This window comes from Stenotrophomonas sp. YJH_SMC_64, from assembly GCF_059371375.1.
In genome coordinates, this window is sequence record NZ_JCAFUN010000003.1 from 215,866 (window position 1) to 232,268 (window position 16,403).

At 66.2% G+C, this 16,403-nt stretch carries 16 protein-coding genes; 10 read left to right on the forward strand and 6 right to left on the reverse strand.

Features of this window, described 5'->3' with window-relative positions; translation table 11 throughout:
• Positions 1–28 precede the first annotated feature (28 nt).
• A complete protein-coding gene (locus tag AC5P9L_RS04250) occupies positions 29–805 on the reverse strand; it encodes a DUF481 domain-containing protein (protein ID WP_005411146.1) in 777 nt (258 codons plus the stop codon).
• A 106-nt stretch (positions 806–911) separates the two neighbouring features.
• Positions 912–1,514 (reverse strand): LolA-like protein, encoded by a 603-nt coding sequence (locus AC5P9L_RS04255; protein ID WP_049397489.1) that lies wholly within the window; start codon positions 1,512–1,514, stop codon positions 912–914.
• Positions 1,515–1,595: 81 nt separating this feature from the next.
• Here AC5P9L_RS04255 and AC5P9L_RS04260 point away from each other — a divergent pair, with 81 nt between their 5' ends.
• A complete protein-coding gene (locus tag AC5P9L_RS04260) occupies positions 1,596–2,567 on the forward strand; it encodes a helix-turn-helix transcriptional regulator (RefSeq protein ID WP_005411144.1) in 972 nt (323 codons plus the stop codon).
• Positions 2,568–2,593: 26 nt separating this feature from the next.
• The gene (locus AC5P9L_RS04265) at positions 2,594–3,388 is read left to right on the forward strand and encodes a MetQ/NlpA family ABC transporter substrate-binding protein (RefSeq protein WP_012481327.1); all 795 of its coding nucleotides are present in this window, start codon (positions 2,594–2,596) and stop codon (positions 3,386–3,388) included.
• 106 nt (positions 3,389–3,494) lie between these two features.
• Here the strand turns inward: AC5P9L_RS04265 and glpK are convergent, their stop codons facing one another.
• The 3 genes from glpK to AC5P9L_RS04280 all read right to left on the reverse strand — a co-directional run bounded on the left by glpK (position 3,495) and on the right by AC5P9L_RS04280 (position 7,429).
• The gene (gene glpK / locus AC5P9L_RS04270; protein ID WP_171968443.1) at positions 3,495–4,994 is read right to left on the reverse strand and encodes a glycerol kinase GlpK; all 1,500 of its coding nucleotides are present in this window, start codon (positions 4,992–4,994) and stop codon (positions 3,495–3,497) included.
• Positions 4,995–5,099: 105 nt separating this feature from the next.
• The gene (gene glpD, locus AC5P9L_RS04275; RefSeq protein WP_279915972.1) at positions 5,100–6,605 is read right to left on the reverse strand and encodes a glycerol-3-phosphate dehydrogenase; all 1,506 of its coding nucleotides are present in this window, start codon (positions 6,603–6,605) and stop codon (positions 5,100–5,102) included.
• Between the two features lie 188 nt (positions 6,606–6,793).
• Complete coding sequence (locus tag AC5P9L_RS04280; protein ID WP_005411140.1) at positions 6,794–7,429, reverse strand: OmpW/AlkL family protein; 636 nt, start codon at positions 7,427–7,429, stop codon at positions 6,794–6,796.
• 186 nt (positions 7,430–7,615) lie between these two features.
• On the opposite strand from AC5P9L_RS04280, the gene AC5P9L_RS04285 reads away from it, so the two are divergent.
• The 3 genes from AC5P9L_RS04285 to lpdA all read left to right on the forward strand — a co-directional run bounded on the left by AC5P9L_RS04285 (position 7,616) and on the right by lpdA (position 11,952).
• A complete protein-coding gene (locus AC5P9L_RS04285; protein ID WP_005411139.1) occupies positions 7,616–8,131 on the forward strand; it encodes a DNA-deoxyinosine glycosylase in 516 nt (171 codons plus the stop codon).
• A gap of 167 nt (positions 8,132–8,298) precedes the next feature.
• Positions 8,299–10,023 carry a dihydrolipoyllysine-residue acetyltransferase gene (aceF, locus tag AC5P9L_RS04290; RefSeq protein ID WP_171968441.1) on the forward strand — a complete coding sequence of 575 codons (1,725 nt, stop codon included), beginning with the start codon at positions 8,299–8,301 and terminating at the stop codon, positions 10,021–10,023.
• A gap of 108 nt (positions 10,024–10,131) precedes the next feature.
• Positions 10,132–11,952 (forward strand): dihydrolipoyl dehydrogenase, encoded by a 1,821-nt coding sequence (lpdA, locus tag AC5P9L_RS04295; RefSeq protein WP_171968440.1) that lies wholly within the window; start codon positions 10,132–10,134, stop codon positions 11,950–11,952.
• A gap of 454 nt (positions 11,953–12,406) precedes the next feature.
• On the opposite strand, the gene AC5P9L_RS04300 is transcribed toward lpdA, so the two are convergent.
• Positions 12,407–13,225, reverse strand: a complete 819-nt coding sequence (locus AC5P9L_RS04300; protein WP_032965966.1) for a hypothetical protein — start codon at positions 13,223–13,225, stop codon at positions 12,407–12,409.
• A gap of 457 nt (positions 13,226–13,682) precedes the next feature.
• Here AC5P9L_RS04300 and AC5P9L_RS04305 point away from each other — a divergent pair, with 457 nt between their 5' ends.
• The 5 genes from AC5P9L_RS04305 (at position 13,683) to AC5P9L_RS04325 (ending at position 16,366) form a co-directional block, all read left to right on the forward strand.
• Positions 13,683–14,048, forward strand: a complete 366-nt coding sequence (locus AC5P9L_RS04305; protein WP_006394654.1) for a hypothetical protein — start codon at positions 13,683–13,685, stop codon at positions 14,046–14,048.
• Between the two features lie 31 nt (positions 14,049–14,079).
• Positions 14,080–14,880 carry a F0F1 ATP synthase subunit A gene (gene atpB / locus AC5P9L_RS04310; RefSeq protein WP_005411134.1) on the forward strand — a complete coding sequence of 267 codons (801 nt, stop codon included), beginning with the start codon at positions 14,080–14,082 and terminating at the stop codon, positions 14,878–14,880.
• A gap of 73 nt (positions 14,881–14,953) precedes the next feature.
• Entirely contained in the window at positions 14,954–15,259 is a 306-nt protein-coding gene (atpE, locus tag AC5P9L_RS04315; protein ID WP_005411133.1) for a F0F1 ATP synthase subunit C, read from the forward strand.
• Between the two features lie 106 nt (positions 15,260–15,365).
• Positions 15,366–15,836, forward strand: a complete 471-nt coding sequence (locus AC5P9L_RS04320; protein WP_005419512.1) for a F0F1 ATP synthase subunit B — start codon at positions 15,366–15,368, stop codon at positions 15,834–15,836.
• A 2-nt stretch (positions 15,837–15,838) separates the two neighbouring features.
• The gene (locus tag AC5P9L_RS04325; protein WP_171968439.1) at positions 15,839–16,366 is read left to right on the forward strand and encodes a F0F1 ATP synthase subunit delta; all 528 of its coding nucleotides are present in this window, start codon (positions 15,839–15,841) and stop codon (positions 16,364–16,366) included.
• The last annotated feature ends 37 nt before the right edge of the window (positions 16,367–16,403 follow it).

Here is a 16,403-nt window from a genome sequence, read left to right on the forward strand (position 1 = left end):
AAGAACGGGCGCCCTTGGCGCCCGTTTCTTACTTGAACTTGTAGACCACGTTCATCGTGGTCAGCGTATCGGTCTTGCGCTTGTCCTCGGCCACGTCACTGTTGTAACGCGCCTGCCAGCCGGCCTTCAGCGCCAGGTGCTCGTTCATGCTCACCGACACGCCGAAGTCGTTCTGGCCGAAGGTGTTGTACGAACCGGATTCGACCAGCAGGGTGTTGACCAGGTCGGTGTTGTCGGTCAGCGAGTACTTCATGTCGAACAGGCCGCGGCCGATCATGCCGGTGCGGGTGCGGTCGTCCTCGGTGCTGTGGGTGCGGCGCACACCGGGGCCGATCTGCGCGTCGAACGAGAAGCGCTCGGTGTTCCACAGGCGGGTGCCGTAACCCAGACCGAACGAGCTCTGGCGGTCGTAGGTGGCGAAGTCGTCGCGCTCTGTACGCACCGTGGCCGTCAGCTGGCGGTGCTCGCCCAGCTGCAGCGCGCTGCCGGCACTGCCGGTGTAGCGGTTGGCGGTGGTGTTGTTGCGGCGGGTAGTGGTGCCGTCGTCGCGGGTCTCGGTCACCTTGGAGCTGGAACGCAGGCCGGCCAGGTCCATGCTGTGCACCCAGTCGCCGTCGGTGTAGCGCAGGCGCAGGCGGCCGTTGAAGCTCTCGGTGCTGCTGTTGCCGCGTGCCGAGGCGAAGCCGAGCTCGCCGCCACTGCCGCTCCACGGCGAAGACATCGCCGCCAGTTCGGAGGCATCCTGTGCATACGCGAGCGGCGCGCACAGCAGCAGGGGGATCAGCAGGGACACGCGCAGGGACATCGGGGCTTCTCCGAAGCGGTTGACAGCCGGTGATGATACTGGAAGCGTGATGGCGGTCAGAATCGATCCAAGGCGCGCTTCAGCAGACGTTGCCGCGGACGCCTATTCAGGGCAAATCGATACGCAATGCCGGGTCGTTGAAGCGCGAATAGCGCAGGCGCAGCTGGAAATTGCGGCCGTTGCTGCTGCCGCTGCGCACGATCTGCCGTGGCAGGCCCTGGGCGTCCACCCAGTACTCCAGGCGTTCGCCGGCCTGCGCGCCGCGCAGGCGGTAGTGACGGGTCTCGACTCCATCCAGCGATTGGCTGCCCAGGTCTTCGGCCTGCAGTTCGGCAGGCAGGGCGTCGGCCGGCAAGGGATTGCGCCACTGCTCCAGCAGGCCCGGCGGGGTGGGAGCCTGGCGGATCGCACCGTCGGCCTGCAGGAACATGGTGTCGCCAATGATCGTCTGCGACCCGCCCGGGGTCTGTACCCGGAAGCGGTCGGGGGCGACGAAGTCCATGGCGCTGCGCACCGGCTGCGGTGCGCCCAGCACCTCCAGCTCGGCATGGAAACTGCCCAGGGCCGCAAAGCGTTGGCTGGCGCCCAGTACGGCCTGGGCCGGATCGGCCGCGGGCACGGGGGCTTCGGTCCTGGCCGGCGCCGGTGCGCGATCGCAGGCAGCCAGCAGCAGGCAGGCCAGCAGGGACAGGGCGGGCAACCGGCGCATCGGGCATTCCATGGGGGTGGGGGCGACCACGATAGCCCAAACGTCCCACACAAGACCCGCGACTCGGACATAATCGGGGGTATGGACCGATACGAACGCATCACCGCCCTGCATCGTCTGCTCAAGTCCGCGCGCTATCCGGTGACGGTGGCGACCCTGCAGGACAAGCTCGGTTGTTCCCGTGCCACCGTCTACCGCGACCTGGCCTTCCTGCGCGATGCGCTGATGGCACCGATCGAGGGCGACGGCGAGGCCGGCTTCCGCTACCAGGCCGACGAGAGCGACCGCTTCGAACTGCCTGGCCTGTGGCTCAGCTCGGAGGAGCTGCACGCCCTGCTGGCCTCGCAGCACCTGCTGGCGCGTACCGGCGGCGGCGTGCTGTCCTCGGTGCTGGCGCCGCTGCAGCAGCGTATCGAGAGCCTGCTGGCTGCGCAGGCCGGTGTCTCCAACTGGCCGGTGGATCGTGTGCGGGTAATCCCGCACCGCGGCCGCAAGTTCGATGAAGGCAGCTTCCGCAGCGTGGCCTCGGCGGTGCTGGAGCGCCGCCAGCTGGCGTTCGAGTACCGTGCCCGTTCCACCGACGAGCCGACCAAGCGCACCGTCTCGCCGCAGCGCCTGACCCATTACCGCGACAACTGGTACCTGGATGCCTGGGACCATGACCGCGAAGCCCTGCGCAGCTTCGCCGTGGACCGCATCCACAAGGCGCGCGTGGTCGACAGCACTGCCCGTGACGTCGCCGACAGCGAGCTGGACGAGCAGCTGGGTGCCAGCTACGGCATCTTCTCCGGTGCGCCGAAGGGCTGGGCGACCATCCTGTTCAGTGCCAAGGCCGCGCGCTGGGTGGCCGACGAGCATTGGCACTCCAAGCAGCAGGGCCGCTTCCTGGCCGATGGCCGCTATGAACTGAAGGTGCCGTACAGCGTCTCCCGCGAGCTGCTGATGGACGTGCTGCACTACGGCTCGGATGCCGAGATCGTCGAGCCGGTGATGCTGCGCGAGCAGGCCAAGGCGCTGCTTGAGCTGGCCCTGAGCAACTACGAAAAATCCTGACACTCCCCCCGAGAACTCCTCCGCCCATGAAGAAGACCCTGTTGCTGCCCCTGCTCGCCGCTGCGCTGGCCCTGACCGCCTGCGGCAAGTCCGGCGAGCCCTCGCAGAAGCTGGTGGTGGCCGCCACGGCCGTGCCGCATGCCGAGATCCTTGAGGTGGTCAAGCCGATCCTCAAGCAGGAAGGCGTGGACCTGGACGTGCGCGTGTTCAACGACTACGTGCAGCCCAACGACCAGCTGGTGCAGAAGCAGGTGGACGCCAACTACTTCCAGACCGAGCCGTACCTGGATGCCTACAACCGCGATCGCAAGACCGATCTGGTGAAGGTGATCGGCGTGCATATCGAGCCGTTCGGTGCCTATTCGCGCAAGGTCAAGTCGCTGGCCGAGCTGCGCGACGGTGCCGACGTGGTGATCCCGAACGACCCGAGCAACAACAGCCGCGCGCTGATCCTGCTGCACAAGGCCGGCGTGATCGAGCTGAAGGATCCGGCCAACGCGCTGTCGACCCTGCGTGACATCACCGCCAACCCGAAGAACCTGAAGTTCCGCGAGCTGGACTCGGCGATGCTGCCGCGCGTGCTGGACCAGGTCGACCTGGCCCTGATCAACACCAACTACGCGCTGGATGCGGGCCTCAACCCGACCAAGGATGCACTGGCGATCGAGAGCAAGGACTCGCCGTACGTGAACTTCCTGGTCGCGCGGCCGGACAACAAGGACGACGCCCGCGTGCAGAAGCTGGCCAAGGCCCTGACCAGCCCGCAGGTGAAGGCTTTCATCGAGACCAGGTACAAGGGCGCGGTGCTGCCGGCGTTCTGACCGGCGCTGCGGGCGTTCTGGCCATGCGGTCGTGCCGGCCGCTGGCCGGCAATCTGCAAACGCCGCCAAGGATCATGGGGTTGCCGGCCAGCGGCCGGCACGACCTTCAGTCTACGTGGAAGGCGAGGGTGGCCGCCACGGCCTGCTGCCAGCCTGCATAGAGTTTCTCGCGCCGCGCCACTTCCATCTGTGGCTCGAAGCGCCGGTCCAGGCCCCATTGCGCGGCGATCTGCTCGCGGCTGGACCAGAACCCGACGGCCAGACCGGCCAGGTAGGCCGCGCCCAGCGCGGTGGTCTCGGTCAGCCGCGGCCGCAGCAGTGGCACCCCAAGGATGTCGGCCTGGAAGCCGGCCAGGAAGTCGTTGCCGATCGCACCACCGTCGGCGCGCAGTTCGGTCAGCGCGATGCCCGCATCGGACTGCATCGCATCAAGCACGTCGCGGGTCTGGTAGGCCATCGCCTCCAGCGCGGCACGCACGAAGTGTGCCTTGCGGGTGCCACGGGTCAGGCCGAACATCGCGCCGCGCACATCGCTGCGCCAGTAGGGCGCGCCCAGGCCGACGAATGCCGGCACCAGATACGCGCCGCCGCTGTCCGGCACCTGCGCGGCCAGTGCCTGGCTGTCGCTGGCACGCTCGATCATGCGCAGGCCGTCACGCAGCCACTGCACCACCGAGCCGGCGATGAAGATCGAGCCTTCGAGTGCATATTCCACGCGCCCGTCCAGGCCCCAGGCAATGGTCGTCAGCAGGCCGTTGCGCGAGCGCACCGCCTGCGTGCCGGTGTGCATCAGCATGAAGCAGCCGGTGCCATAGGTGTTCTTGACCATGCCCGGCTGGAAGCAGGCCTGGCCGAACAGCGCCGCCTGCTGGTCTCCGGCGATGCCGGCGATCGGGATCGGGTGGTCGAAGAAGAACTGCGGCCGGGTGTGCGCATACACCGTGCTGGAATCGCGCACCTGCGGCAGCATCGCGCGGGGTATGTCCAGCAGCGCCAGGAGGTCGTCATCCCAGTCCAGCGTGTGGATGTTGAACAACAGGGTGCGTGCGGCGTTGCTGTAGTCGGTCACATGCGCCTGGCCGCCACTGAGGTTCCATACCAGCCAGCTGTCGATGGTGCCGAACAGCAGCTCGCCACGCTCGGCGCGTTGCTGCGCACCTTCCACGTGGTCGAGGATCCAGCGCACCTTGGTGGCGGAAAAATAGGCGTCGATCAGCAGGCCGGTGCGTTCGCGGACCAGTGCCTCATGCCCGTCGCACTTCAGTCGCTCGCAGATGGCATGGCTCTGCCGCGACTGCCAGACGATGGCATTGTGGATCGGCTGGCCGGTGGCGTGGTCCCAGACCACGGTGGTCTCGCGCTGGTTGGTGATGCCCAGCGCGGCGATATGACGCGGGTCGATCTGTTCGCGGCTGAGCAGTTCGGTCAGCGTGGCATAGACACTAGTGAGGATCTCGCGCGGGTCATGCTCGACCCAGCCGGGTTGCGGGAAGATCTGCGCGAACTCGCGCTGCGCACTGCCGACGATGTCGCCAGCACGGTCGAACAGGATCGCGCGCGAACTGGTGGTGCCCTGGTCGATGGCCAGCACGTAGCGGGGCGTCATGCAGCGTCTCCGGTGGCGATGGGGAAATCCTAATGCATCGATCGCGTCGCGCGCGGCCACCCTGGTAGCTGCCAACCTTGGTTGGCACACGTGGCAACACGGGGGTCAGAGCCCTTTCCCTGGGAAAGGGATCCGACCCCCCATCCACGCCTGCAGCCGCGCCACCTGCGCCGCATCCAGCCGCAGCCCCAGCTTGCTCCGCCGCCACAGCACGTCCTCGGCGCTACGCGCCCATTCGTGGTCGCGCAGGAAAGCCACTTCCCGCGCATGCAGGCCGCCGCCAAAGTCCTCGCCAAGATCGTTCATACCCCGCAGGCCCTGCAGCAGCTCCGCGCTGCGGCTGCCGTAGGCGCCGGCCCAGCGGCGCGCAATCTCTGCGGGCAGCCACGGTGCCAGTGCCTGCAGGCGCGAGCACGCCTGCGTGGCGTCGCCCCAGTCGCTGCCCGGCAGTGGGTGGCCCGTTGCCGTCCATGCCGGTCCCATCTGCGGCAGGGCGGGGCGCAGCAGGTCCAGCGCTTCTTCGGCCAGCACGCGGTACGTGGTCAGCTTGCCGCCCAGCACATGCAGCGCGGGCGCCGGGCCGGACTGCAACTGCAGGCGGTAGTCACGGCTCAGCTTCGCTGCACGCGGATCTGGATCGGCAAGTAGCGGGCGTACCCCTGCGAACTGCCAGACCACGTCCTGCGGGGTGATCGGCTCGCGCAGGTAGTGGTTGGCGGCCTCGCACAGGTAAGCCACCTCCGAAGGCAGCACGCTGCACCGGGCCGGGTCGCCGCGGTAGTCGGTGTCGGTGGTGCCGACCAGCAGGTGGTCGTGGGCGAACGGCAGCAGGAACACCACGCGGCCATCGGGCTGCTGAAGCAGGCAGGCGCTGTCGTCGGGCCAGGGCCGGCGCAGCACGATGTGGCTGCCCTGTACCAGGCGCAGGGCGGGGCCGCCATCGCGCGCCTGCATACGTTCCAGCAGGCCTCCTGCCCAAGGGCCGGCTGCATTGGCAACGGCCTGGGCGATCACCGTTTGCTGCCGGCCGTCGGTGGCTTCCAGCGTGGCCTGCCAACGGCCCAGCACAGGGCGCAGTTCAATGCAGCGGCTACGCACATGTACCCGTGCGCCACGCCGGGCGGCGTCCAGCGCATTGAGCAGTACCAGCCGCGCGTCATCGACCTGCGCATCGGCGTAGCTGAAGGTCTGCCGCAGCGCCGGGGAGAGCCAGGGGCCGAGCGGGTCGCGTTGCAGGTCCAGTGCGCGCGAGGCGGGAAAACTCGGGCTGCGCCGGCCGAGATGGTCATACAGCCACAGGCCCGCGCGCAGCATCCAGCGCGGTCGCAGGTGGGGTTCCCATGGCAGCACGAAGCGCAACGGACGGACCAGATGGGGGGCCTGCCGCCGCACCACTTCGCGTTCACCCAGTGCCTTGCGCACCAGTCCGAACTCGCCCTGTTCAAGGTAGCGCAGGCCGCCGTGGATCAGTTTGCTGCTGGCGCTGGAGGTGTGCGCGGCCAGGTCATCCTGCTCGCACAACAGCACCCGCAGGCCGCGGCCGGCCGCATCACGGGCGATGCCGGCGCCGTTGATGCCGCCACCGATCACCAGCAGGTCGACGTCGTCCATCGCGTCTCCGTGTCCTGTGTGTGCGTAGAGTCGACTGTCAGTTGACTGCCTTTTGTAGAGTCGAGCCATGCTCGACTTTTGAAAGAGCAGTCGACTGACAGTCGACTCTACAGAACGCGGGTGACGGAAACGACGACGGGCCCCGCAGGGCCCGTCGCGTTACATCGGTGAAGCCGGTGCTGCCTGGATCAGAAGCGGGCACCGATGCCGAAGCCGACGGTCCACGGATCCATCTTGGCTTCGCCGATCTTCTCGCCGCCGACCTTCACGTCCGGACGCGAACGCATGTAGCGGGCATCGGCACGGGCGAACCAGGTGGAGTTGATGTTCATGTCCACGCCGACGGTGCCGATCACGCCCTTGGCGTCCTTGAGGCGGATGTCGGAGCTGCTGCCGTCGGCCAGCGTTTCATTGCTGAAGCTGGACTGGTAGTAGCCCACGCCCACGAACGGACGGAACACGTTGTCAGCCTGGCCGAAGTGGTACTGGCCGCTCAGCGCGACCGGCTGCTGCTCGACGTTGCCCAGGCGGGCATTGTTCGGGCCCTTCACCTTGTGGTCGAACTTGTCGGCGGCGCCCCACAGTTCAACGGCCCAGTTGTCGTTGATGTAGTAGCTGAAGCTGACGGTCGGCGCCGGGCCACCATCGACCTTCTTGATGCCGTCGATCGGATCATTCTTCGGCTGCAGCAGCGCGACGCCGCCAACCACGGCAAAATGCTTGCCCGAAGCGGTATCGGTGGAGCTGCTGTCCTGGGCGAAAGCAGCCGGCGCGAAGGCGGCGGAGGTCAGCAGGGCGAGACTCAGGATACGGATGGAGCGCATGGGGGTATCTCCTAATGTTTCTTGTTTTGGGCCCCCGGTTGCGGGGCGAGCACACCGTAGTCGCCTCAACATGAATCGAATCCGACGCGCGTTAAAAAATAGTTTTCCTTGTTCAGCGATCAGCGCGAAAAGCCTGTATCCATGGGGTTTCTGGTCGTCAGTTGCATTCATTCAGTTGGAGAAGATGTGAGCGCGGCAACGCTGTGCGTCGGCCTGCAAGCGCAGGTGAACGTGGATTGCAGGGTGCTGCTGCTGGGTTCGATGCCAGGCGTGGCATCCCTCCAGGAGCAGCGTTACTACGCGCATCCGCGCAACCGCTTCTGGCCGCTGATGGCCGATATCTGCGGTTTCGACGCGGCTCTGCCCTATGTGCAACGGCTGCAGGCGTTGAACGCCGCGGGCATCGGCCTGTGGGATGTGATCGGCCGCTGCGAGCGGCGCGGCAGCCTGGATGCCGACATCGTGCGTGGCACGGAAGTGGCCAATGCGCTGCCGGAACTGATCGCCACGCTGCCTGAGCTGAAGCTGATCGGCTGCAATGGTGGTGCCTCGCTGCAGGCATTCCAGCGCTGGGTGCTGCCACGGCTGGAAACCCCGCCGAAGCTGGTCGCATTGCCGTCGACCAGCCCTGCCAATGCGGCGTGGTCGTTGCCGCGCCTGCGGCAGGCCTGGCAGCCGGTGGCCGACGCGCGGGCGACATGAAGCGGACATCGTCCGGACAATACGCTACCGACTGGTCGCGGCCGCGACCCATGGGCAACAGCCTGTCCCGGCTGCGTGCGTACTGAAAACACCTGTAACGGTTGGCGCTGGCCCCCGCTGGCCGCACAATAGACGTTTCCCTACACCAGATTGCCGGAGTTATCCCCATGGCCGAAATCAAGGAAGCACTTGTCCCCGATATCGGTGACTACAGCGATATCCCGGTAATCGAGGTGCTTGTCGCCGTCGGCGACACGGTCAAGAAGGACCAGGGCCTGGTGACGCTGGAAAGCGACAAGGCGACCATGGAAGTGCCGTCCTCGGTGGCTGGCGTGGTCAAGGAACTGAAGGTCAAGGTCGGCGACAGCCTGTCCGAAGGCAAGGTCGTGGCCCTGATCGAAGTGGCCGCAGGCGAAGCCGAAGCCGAAGCCGCCAAGCCGGCGGCTGCCGCGCCGGCACCGGCCAAGGCCGCTGCCCCGGCTGCCGCCACCCAGAGCGCACCGGCCCCGGCCGCAGCTGCGCCGGCCGCCCCGGCTGCCAGCGGTGGTGCGGTTGAAGCGCTGGTGCCGGATATCGGCGACTACGCCGGCATTCCGGTCATCGAAGTGCTGGTCGCCGTCGGCGACACGGTCAAGAAGGACCAGGGCCTGGTCACGCTGGAAAGCGACAAGGCCACCATGGAAGTGCCGTCGTCGGTGGCCGGCGTGGTCAAGGAGATCAAGGTCAAGGTCGGCGACACTCTGTCGCAGGGCAATGTGGTCGCCATCATCGAGGCCGAGGGCGCTGCCGCGCCGGCGCCGACCAAGGCGGCCGCTGCGGCCGCTCCGGCTGCCGCCGAGACCGCCACCAAGGTCGAGCCGGTCGCTGTGCCGGTGCAGCCGGACAAGCTGGCGGCCCGCGAGATCGCCTCGGCCGGTACCCCGTCCAGCCCGCCGGTACAGTTCAACGCCGATGGCGTGCTGCCCGCCAAGGTGCCGTATGCCACCCCGGCGGTGCGTGTGTTCGCCCGCGAACTGGGCGTGGACCTGCTGCAGATCAACGGCACCGAGAAGGGTGGCCGCATCACCAAGGGTGACGTGCAGAAGTTCGTCAAGGCCGCGCTCAGTGGTGGCGTGCCGGCTGCCGGCGGTGCTGCTGTCGCTGCCGGTGGTGGCCTGAACCTGCTGCCGTGGCCGAAGGTCGACTTCAGCAAGTTCGGCGAGACCGAAGTCCAGCCGCTGTCGCGCATCAAGAAGATCTCGGGCGCAAACCTGGCCCGCAACTGGGCGATGATCCCGCACGTCACCCAGTTCGAGCAGGCCGACATCACCGACCTGGAAGGCCTGCGCGTGGCGCTGAACAAGGAGAACGAGAAGGCCGGCATCAAGCTGACCATGCTCGCCTTCCTGATCAAGGCCAGCGCCGCAGCGCTGAAGAAGTTCCCGGAATTCAACGCCTCGCTCGATGCCAGCGGCGAAAACCTGACCCTGAAGAAGTACTTCCACATCGGCTTCGCCGCCGACACGCCGAACGGCCTGGTCGTGCCGGTGATCCGCGACGTGGACAAGAAGGGCGTGGTGCAGATCGCGCAGGAAACCGGCGAACTGGCCAAGAAGGCGCGCGACGGCAAGCTCGGCCCGGCCGACATGAGCGGCGGCTGCTTCTCGATCAGCTCGCTGGGCGGCATCGGTGGCACCGCGTTCACCCCGATCGTCAATGCACCGGAAGTGGCCATCCTCGGTGTCTCCAAGTCGTCCATCCAGCCGGTCTGGAACGGCAAGGAATTCGCACCGAAGCTGATGCTGCCGCTGTCGCTGAGCTACGACCACCGCGTCATCGACGGCGCCCTGGCCGCACGCTTCACCACGTACCTGTCCCAGGTACTGGCCGACATGCGCCGCGTGCTGCTGTAAGGCACCCGCTTCGCCCCCACCGTGCGGCCGCAGCCCCTGGCGCGGCCGCGTGAACAGATGCAGTGACAGCCCACCGGCCATGCCGGGCGGGCATGAGGAAAACCCACCATGGCCACGATTGAAGTCAAGGTTCCCGACATCGGCGATTACAGCGATGTGCCGGTGATCGAAGTGTTGGTCGCCGTCGGCGACACGGTGAAGAAGGACCAGGGTCTGGTGACCCTGGAATCGGACAAGGCCACCCTGGAAGTGCCGTCCTCGGCTGCCGGCGTGGTCAAGGAAATCAAGGTCAAGCTGGGCGACACCCTGTCCGAAGGCGCCGTGGTCGTGGTGCTGGACGCTGAAGGCGCCGCCGAAGCCCCGGCCAAGGCCGCTGCGCCGGCTCCGGCTCCGGCTGCAGCCGCAGCCGCTCCGGCCAGCAAGCCGCCGGTGACCCCGTCGCACCGCGCCCCGGCCGAACCGGCTGCGCCGAAGCCGGCGCTGTCCAGCGGCAAGCCGGCCGACATCGAATGCGAGATGGTCGTGCTGGGCTCGGGCCCGGGCGGCTACACCGCCGCCTTCCGCGCTGCCGACGTCGGACTGGATACGGTGCTGGTCGAACGCTACGCCAGCCTCGGCGGCGTCTGCCTCAACGTGGGTTGCATTCCGTCCAAGGCGCTGCTGCACGCCGCAGCGGTCATCGACGAAGTGGCCCATGCCGGTGATTTCGGCGTCGAGTTCGGCAAGCCGACCATCACCCTGGACAAGCTGCGCCAGTACAAGGAAAAGGTCGTCAACCAGCTGACCAAGGGCCTGGCTGGCATGGCCAAGCAGCGCAAGGTCCGCAACGTGCAGGGCGTCGGCAAGTTCATCTCGGCCAACGAGCTGGAAATCACCGCTGCTGACGGCAGCACCCAGCTGCTGCGCTTCCAGAAGTGCATCATCGCCGCCGGTTCGCAGGCGGTGAAGCTTCCGAACTTCCCGTGGGACGACAAGCGCGTGATGGATTCCACCGACGCGCTGGAGCTGGCCGAAGTGCCGGGCTCGCTGCTGGTCGTCGGCGGCGGCATCATCGGCCTGGAAATGGCCACCGTGTACAGCGCGCTGGGCAGCAAGGTCACCGTGGTCGAGTTCATGGACCAGCTGATGCCGGGCGCCGACAAGGACCTGGTCAAGCCGCTGGCCGACCGCCTGAAGAAGCAGGGCATCGAAGTGCACCTGAAGACCAAGGCCTCGGGCGTCACCGCCGATGCCAAGGGCATCACCGTCACCTTCGACGCCGCCGAGGAAGGCCAGGCCCCTGCGCTGGCGCAGGGCACCTTCGACCGCGTGCTGGTGGCCGTGGGCCGTTCGCCGAACGGCAAGAAGATCGATGCCGAGAAGGCCGGCGTGCAGGTCACCGACCGTGGCTTCATCCCGGTCGACCGCCAGATGCGCACCAACGTGCCGCACATCTTTGCCATCGGCGACATCGTCGGCAACCCGATGCTGGCCCACAAGGCCACGCATGAGGGCAAGCTGGCCGCCGAAGTGGCTGCTGGGCACAAGAAGGAATGGGTGGCCCGCGTGATTCCGTCGGTGGCCTATACCAACCCGGAAATCGCCTGGGTTGGCGTGACCGAGACCGAAGCCAAGGCCAAGGGCCTGAAGGTCGGCGTGGCCAAGTTCCCGTGGGCCGCCAGTGGCCGCGCGATCGGCATCGGCCGCACCGAGGGCTTCACCAAGCTGATCTTCGACGAAGAAACCCACCGCATCATCGGCGGTGCGATCGTCGGCGTGCACGCCGGTGACCTGCTGGCCGAGATCGGCCTGGCGATCGAGATGGGTGCGGAGGCGGAAGACATCGGCCACACCATCCATGCCCACCCGACGCTGAGCGAGTCGGTGGCGATGGCGTCGGAAATCTACGACGGCACGATCACCGATCTGTACATGCCGAAGAAGAAGTAAGGCGCCCGCGCCGTTCCGAACGAAAAGCCCCGGTTTCTACCGGGGTTTTTTGTTGGCTGCAGGAATGTCTTCGGCTGTTGTCATCGCGAGGGTCCGGGCCACTGCGCGGGTGGCAGGCATTTCGACAAATGTCCCCCGTCGCCCGCCTGTGGCGGTCGCCTCCTCCTTTACTTTGTCGAAACGCCCGCCACCCGCGCAGTGGCTCGGCTTGCGGATAGTCAGAGCCAGTGCCAAAGCCGCCCGGATTCCTGACACGCGGGGGGAGAGGGGCTTGTGTGCGAAGTAAAGGAGGAGGCGTCGGGCGTAGGCCGGCGCCGGGGGACATTCGCACGCAAGCCCCTCTCCCCCCGCGCTCGACCAACCTGCTTCTCTGCTCGACGATGCCACAAAAAACGCGGCCCCGATGTTCCGGAGGCCGCGCCAGGAGAGAGAGTGCCGTGGAAGGGGCGGGGGATCAGAACACGAAGCTGATACCGGCCACCGGGCCCTTGAATTCCTGCTTCAGGCCGACAGTACCGTCGCTGCCCTTCTTGTCCACGTCCAGCTTGAACCAGTCGTAGCCGGCGAACACGCCGAAGTTCTTGGTGAAGCGGTAATCGACGATGGCATTGGCGCGGCTCAGGTCGCCCTTGTAGTCATCGAAGCTGCCCCAGCGCGTGTTGAGGTACTGGCCCTGCAGCGTGATCATCCAGCGCTCGGACGGCGTGAAGGTCATGCGGGCGCCCACCACAGGTGCCACGCCATCGGCCTTCTCGTCGAGGAACTGGCCTTCGTACACCGTGCCCAGGTCGGCGTAGCCCTTGGTGCTGACCTTGGCGTACTCGCCACCGATCTGCAGGCCGAGGTCGAAGGTGTCGGTATCAACCACCGAGTAGTCATAGACCAGGCTGGCCACCTGGTACTTCAGCTCACCCTTCACGAAGCTGCCGGCCGGGACGTTCTCACCGCCGAAGGAAATGCCCTGGTCGAGGGTCTCGCGGCGGTCCTTGTCGTACTTGAAGTAGTTGAACAGGAGGCGCTGACGGTTGCTGATGCGGAACATGCCGTCGATGCGCGGCTCCCATTCCTTGCCACCCAGCTTGAAGTCCTGGTTCAGGGAGATGTCCTGGCCGGCCACGGTGGTGCTGCCGCGGAGGGTGTTGTCCGAATCGATGTTCATCGCACCCAGACGGATGGCAAAGCGGTCATCGCCTTCGGCGGCGTGGGCCGCATTGGCGAACGAGGCGCCGGCAGCGAGCAGGGAGAGGGCGAACAGGGTGGGTACGGGGCGCATCGAAGAGTCCTTGCAGTGGTTCATCAGAATGAAGGCCACTGTGCCGGACAGGCCCGTCCACCATGCGTGAACGTATGGTCCATGGCATGTGTACGGTTCAGTGCTGTCGCGACGATGCAAAAAGATGGCCCCGGAGCCGGGCTTCGGGGCCATCGTGGGACCTGCGGGGCGGAGCCGACGAGGATGCTGCAGGCAGGTCGAATGATCGGACCGGCATGTCTGACGAAAGTTCCGCAGCCTGCGACCAAAGTTCAATAGTGCGTCGCAACATGGTGCGGACGTCATTGTCCCCCTGGTGGCACGCAAAAATGTAACCGTTACCGCAACTTGCGGCTCCCAGGGATGAACAGGGAGCGGTTGTCTCGCAAATTGTCCCATTGCTATAATTTGGCGGCTCGATGAGGCCCCCCTGCTGTAGCCGCCTCAGCCCTCCACTTGCAACCACGCGGGACGTCCTGTGCTGAACTCCGTTGATGCGGGTCGGCGACTGATGCTGCGCGCCGCGGTCTACCCGCTGGCCGCAGTGGCTGTCCTGGCCCTGGCCTTCCTGCTGGTAGGTCCGAAATACGCCCTCGGCGCGCTGGCGTCCGGTGTGGCCATTTCGGCCGGTGGCTGGGTGGCGGCACGGATGGCACTGGGCGGTGGGGCACTGGCCGCAGGATCGGCGATGGCTCGCCTGATCATTGCGATCGTGGCCAAGTGGGTCGTGGTTTTCGGCGTCCTGCTGGTGGGGTTCCTGGTCTTCAAGCTGCCTGCATTGGCGCTGTTGGCCGGTATCGCCGTCGGCTTGATGTTCCAGGTCCTGGCGATGGCCAGGCGTTGACAGAATTCAATTAACTGAAGGTTCCGGACACATGGCGGGCGAGGCTCTAACCCCTACCAGCTACATCCAGCATCACCTGCACAACCTGACCGCGCCGGTCGGCAAGGGTGAGGGTATGTTCTGGCATATCCACGTCGATACCTTCCTCACCGCGGTCCTGATGGGCCTGGTGATCGTTGTCGCGTTCTGGCTGGGCACACGCAAGGCCACCGCCGGCGTGCCGGGCAAGTGGCAGGCCTTCGTTGAAATCTGCCTGGAGTTCGTCGACCGCCAGGCCAAGGACACCTACCACGGCAAGAGCAAGCTGGTCACGCCGATCGCCATCACCATCTTCTTCTGGATTCTGCTGATGAATCTGCTGAAGATGATCCCGGCCGATTTCATCGCCAAGCCGCTGGAATGGGCGGGCGTGCACTACTGGAAGCCGGTGCCGACCGCTGACGTCAATGCCACCCTGGGCATGGCCATCAGCGTGTTCTTCCTGATGCTGTTCTTCGCGCTCAAGTCCAAGGGCCTGGGCGGCTTCATCAAGGAATTCCTGACGGCCCCGTTCGGCAAGTGGATGATGCCGTTCAACCTGATCCTCAACATCGTCGAGTGGCTGAGCAAGCCGATCTCGCTGGCGATGCGACTGTTCGGCAACATGTTCGGCGGCGAAATCGTGTTCCTGCTGATCTGGGTGCTGGGTGGTGCCGGTTTCTTCGGTGCCATTGCCGGTGGTGTGTTCGGCCTCGGCTGGATGCTGTTCCACCTGCTGGTGATCCCGCTGCAGGCCTTCATCTTCATGATGCTGTCGATCGTGTACCTGAGCCTGTCGGAAGACGCTCACTGAGTTTCAAGCTTCAACGCGTTTCAACCTTCATCCGTTTCATCACCCTTAGCAACTTAAGTTCCTGGAGATAACCATGTACTTCGCCGTCCTGACCAACTTCGCGCAGATTCAGAGCTCCACCGCCCTTGCCGTCGGCATCATGATCGGCCTGGCCGCGCTGGGCGCCGGTCTGGGTCTGGCCATCATGGCTGGTAAGTTCCTGGAGTCGGCCGCCCGCCAGCCGGAACTGATCCCGGTCCTGCAGGTCCGCATGTTCATCACCGCCGGCCTGATCGACGCCGCGTTCATCATCTCGGTCGCCGTTGGCCTGCTGCTGGCCTTCGCCAACCCGCTGTCGGCTGCCTTCGCTGGCGCCGTCACCAAGGCTCTGGCCGGCTGATACAGCGGTTTGAGACGACCGGGTGCTGATGCACCCGGTTTCGGATGAAGGCCGGATGTGCCGCTACGGCGGCGCGTCCACCCCGAAACCAGCGATCGAGCTAACCATGAATATCAATTTCACCCTTCTTGCGCAGGCGCTGGCCTTCGCTGGTCTGATCTGGATCATCGCGACCAAGATCTGGCCGCCGCTGATGAACGCGATCGAAGAGCGCCAGCAGAAGATTGCTGAAGGCCTCGCTGCTGCCGACCGCAGCCAGAAAGATCTGGCCCAGGCGCAGGAGAAGGTCAACGAAGCGCTGAAGGAAGCACGCACCAAGGCCAACGAGATCATCGATCAGGCCCACGCGCGTGCCAACCAGATCGTTGATGCTGCCCGTAACGAAGCGATCACCGAAGCCACCCGTCAGAAGGAACTGGCCCAGGCTGAAATCGACGCCGCCGCCAACCGTGCCCGTGAAGATCTGCGCAAGCAGGTGTCCGCGCTGGCCGTGACCGGTGCCGAAAAGCTGCTCAAGCGCGAAATCGACGCCAACGCCCACAAGGCGCTGCTCGACGAGCTGGCCTCGGAGATCTAAGGATGAGCCAGGCCCTCACGCTTGCCCGCCCGTACGCCCGCGCCGCGTTCGCGACCGCGCGCGACGAAGGCGCGTTCGCGCCGTGGTCGGACGCCCTGGCGTTCTCCGCCCACGTCGCCGCCGACCCGCGCGTGGCGGCCCTGCTCGCCAACCCGGAGCTGGGTCGTGACGACGCCGTCGCCCTGCTGGCGCCGGTGTCCCACGGCGAGACCTACTCGCGCTTCCTGGCCATCCTGGCCGAATCGCATCGTCTGCCGCTGCTGCCGGAGATTTCCGGCATGTTCGACGCCCTGCGCGCCGAAGCCGAGCACGTGGTCAAGGCCATCGTCACCTCGGCCGCCGAACTGTCGGCCGGTGAGCTGGACGCGATCAAGGTCGCGCTGCGCAAGCGCTTCAACCGCGAGGTCGACGTGACCACCGCGGTCGATGCCTCGCTGATCGGCGGCGCCGTGATCGACGCCGGCGACGTGGTCATCGATGGTTCGCTGAAGGGCAAGCTGGCCCGTCTGCAGACCGCGCTCGCTAACTGAATTCATTTAACGTCCGGCCCCGCTGCCGGCACTAGGA

What these genes read in the sequence shown, in the direction of transcription:
- AC5P9L_RS04250 (WP_005411146.1), bottom strand. Translation starts at nt 805, where the DNA reads ATGTCCCTGCGCGTGTCCCTGCTGATCCCCCTGCTGCTGTGCGCGCCG.
- AC5P9L_RS04255 (WP_049397489.1), bottom strand. Translation starts at nt 1,514, where the DNA reads ATGCGCCGGTTGCCCGCCCTGTCCCTGCTGGCCTGCCTGCTGCTGGCT.
- AC5P9L_RS04260 (WP_005411144.1), top strand. Translation starts at nt 1,596, where the DNA reads ATGGACCGATACGAACGCATCACCGCCCTGCATCGTCTGCTCAAGTCC.
- AC5P9L_RS04265 (WP_012481327.1), top strand. Translation starts at nt 2,594, where the DNA reads ATGAAGAAGACCCTGTTGCTGCCCCTGCTCGCCGCTGCGCTGGCCCTG.
- glpK (WP_171968443.1), bottom strand. Translation starts at nt 4,994, where the DNA reads ATGACGCCCCGCTACGTGCTGGCCATCGACCAGGGCACCACCAGTTCG.
- glpD (WP_279915972.1), bottom strand. Translation starts at nt 6,605, where the DNA reads ATGGACGACGTCGACCTGCTGGTGATCGGTGGCGGCATCAACGGCGCC.
- AC5P9L_RS04280 (WP_005411140.1), bottom strand. Translation starts at nt 7,429, where the DNA reads ATGCGCTCCATCCGTATCCTGAGTCTCGCCCTGCTGACCTCCGCCGCC.
- aceF (WP_171968441.1), top strand. Translation starts at nt 8,299, where the DNA reads ATGGCCGAAATCAAGGAAGCACTTGTCCCCGATATCGGTGACTACAGC.
- lpdA (WP_171968440.1), top strand. Translation starts at nt 10,132, where the DNA reads ATGGCCACGATTGAAGTCAAGGTTCCCGACATCGGCGATTACAGCGAT.
- AC5P9L_RS04300 (WP_032965966.1), bottom strand. Translation starts at nt 13,225, where the DNA reads ATGCGCCCCGTACCCACCCTGTTCGCCCTCTCCCTGCTCGCTGCCGGC.
- atpB (WP_005411134.1), top strand. Translation starts at nt 14,080, where the DNA reads ATGGCGGGCGAGGCTCTAACCCCTACCAGCTACATCCAGCATCACCTG.
- atpE (WP_005411133.1), top strand. Translation starts at nt 14,954, where the DNA reads ATGTACTTCGCCGTCCTGACCAACTTCGCGCAGATTCAGAGCTCCACC.
- AC5P9L_RS04320 (WP_005419512.1), top strand. Translation starts at nt 15,366, where the DNA reads ATGAATATCAATTTCACCCTTCTTGCGCAGGCGCTGGCCTTCGCTGGT.
- AC5P9L_RS04325 (WP_171968439.1), top strand. Translation starts at nt 15,839, where the DNA reads ATGAGCCAGGCCCTCACGCTTGCCCGCCCGTACGCCCGCGCCGCGTTC.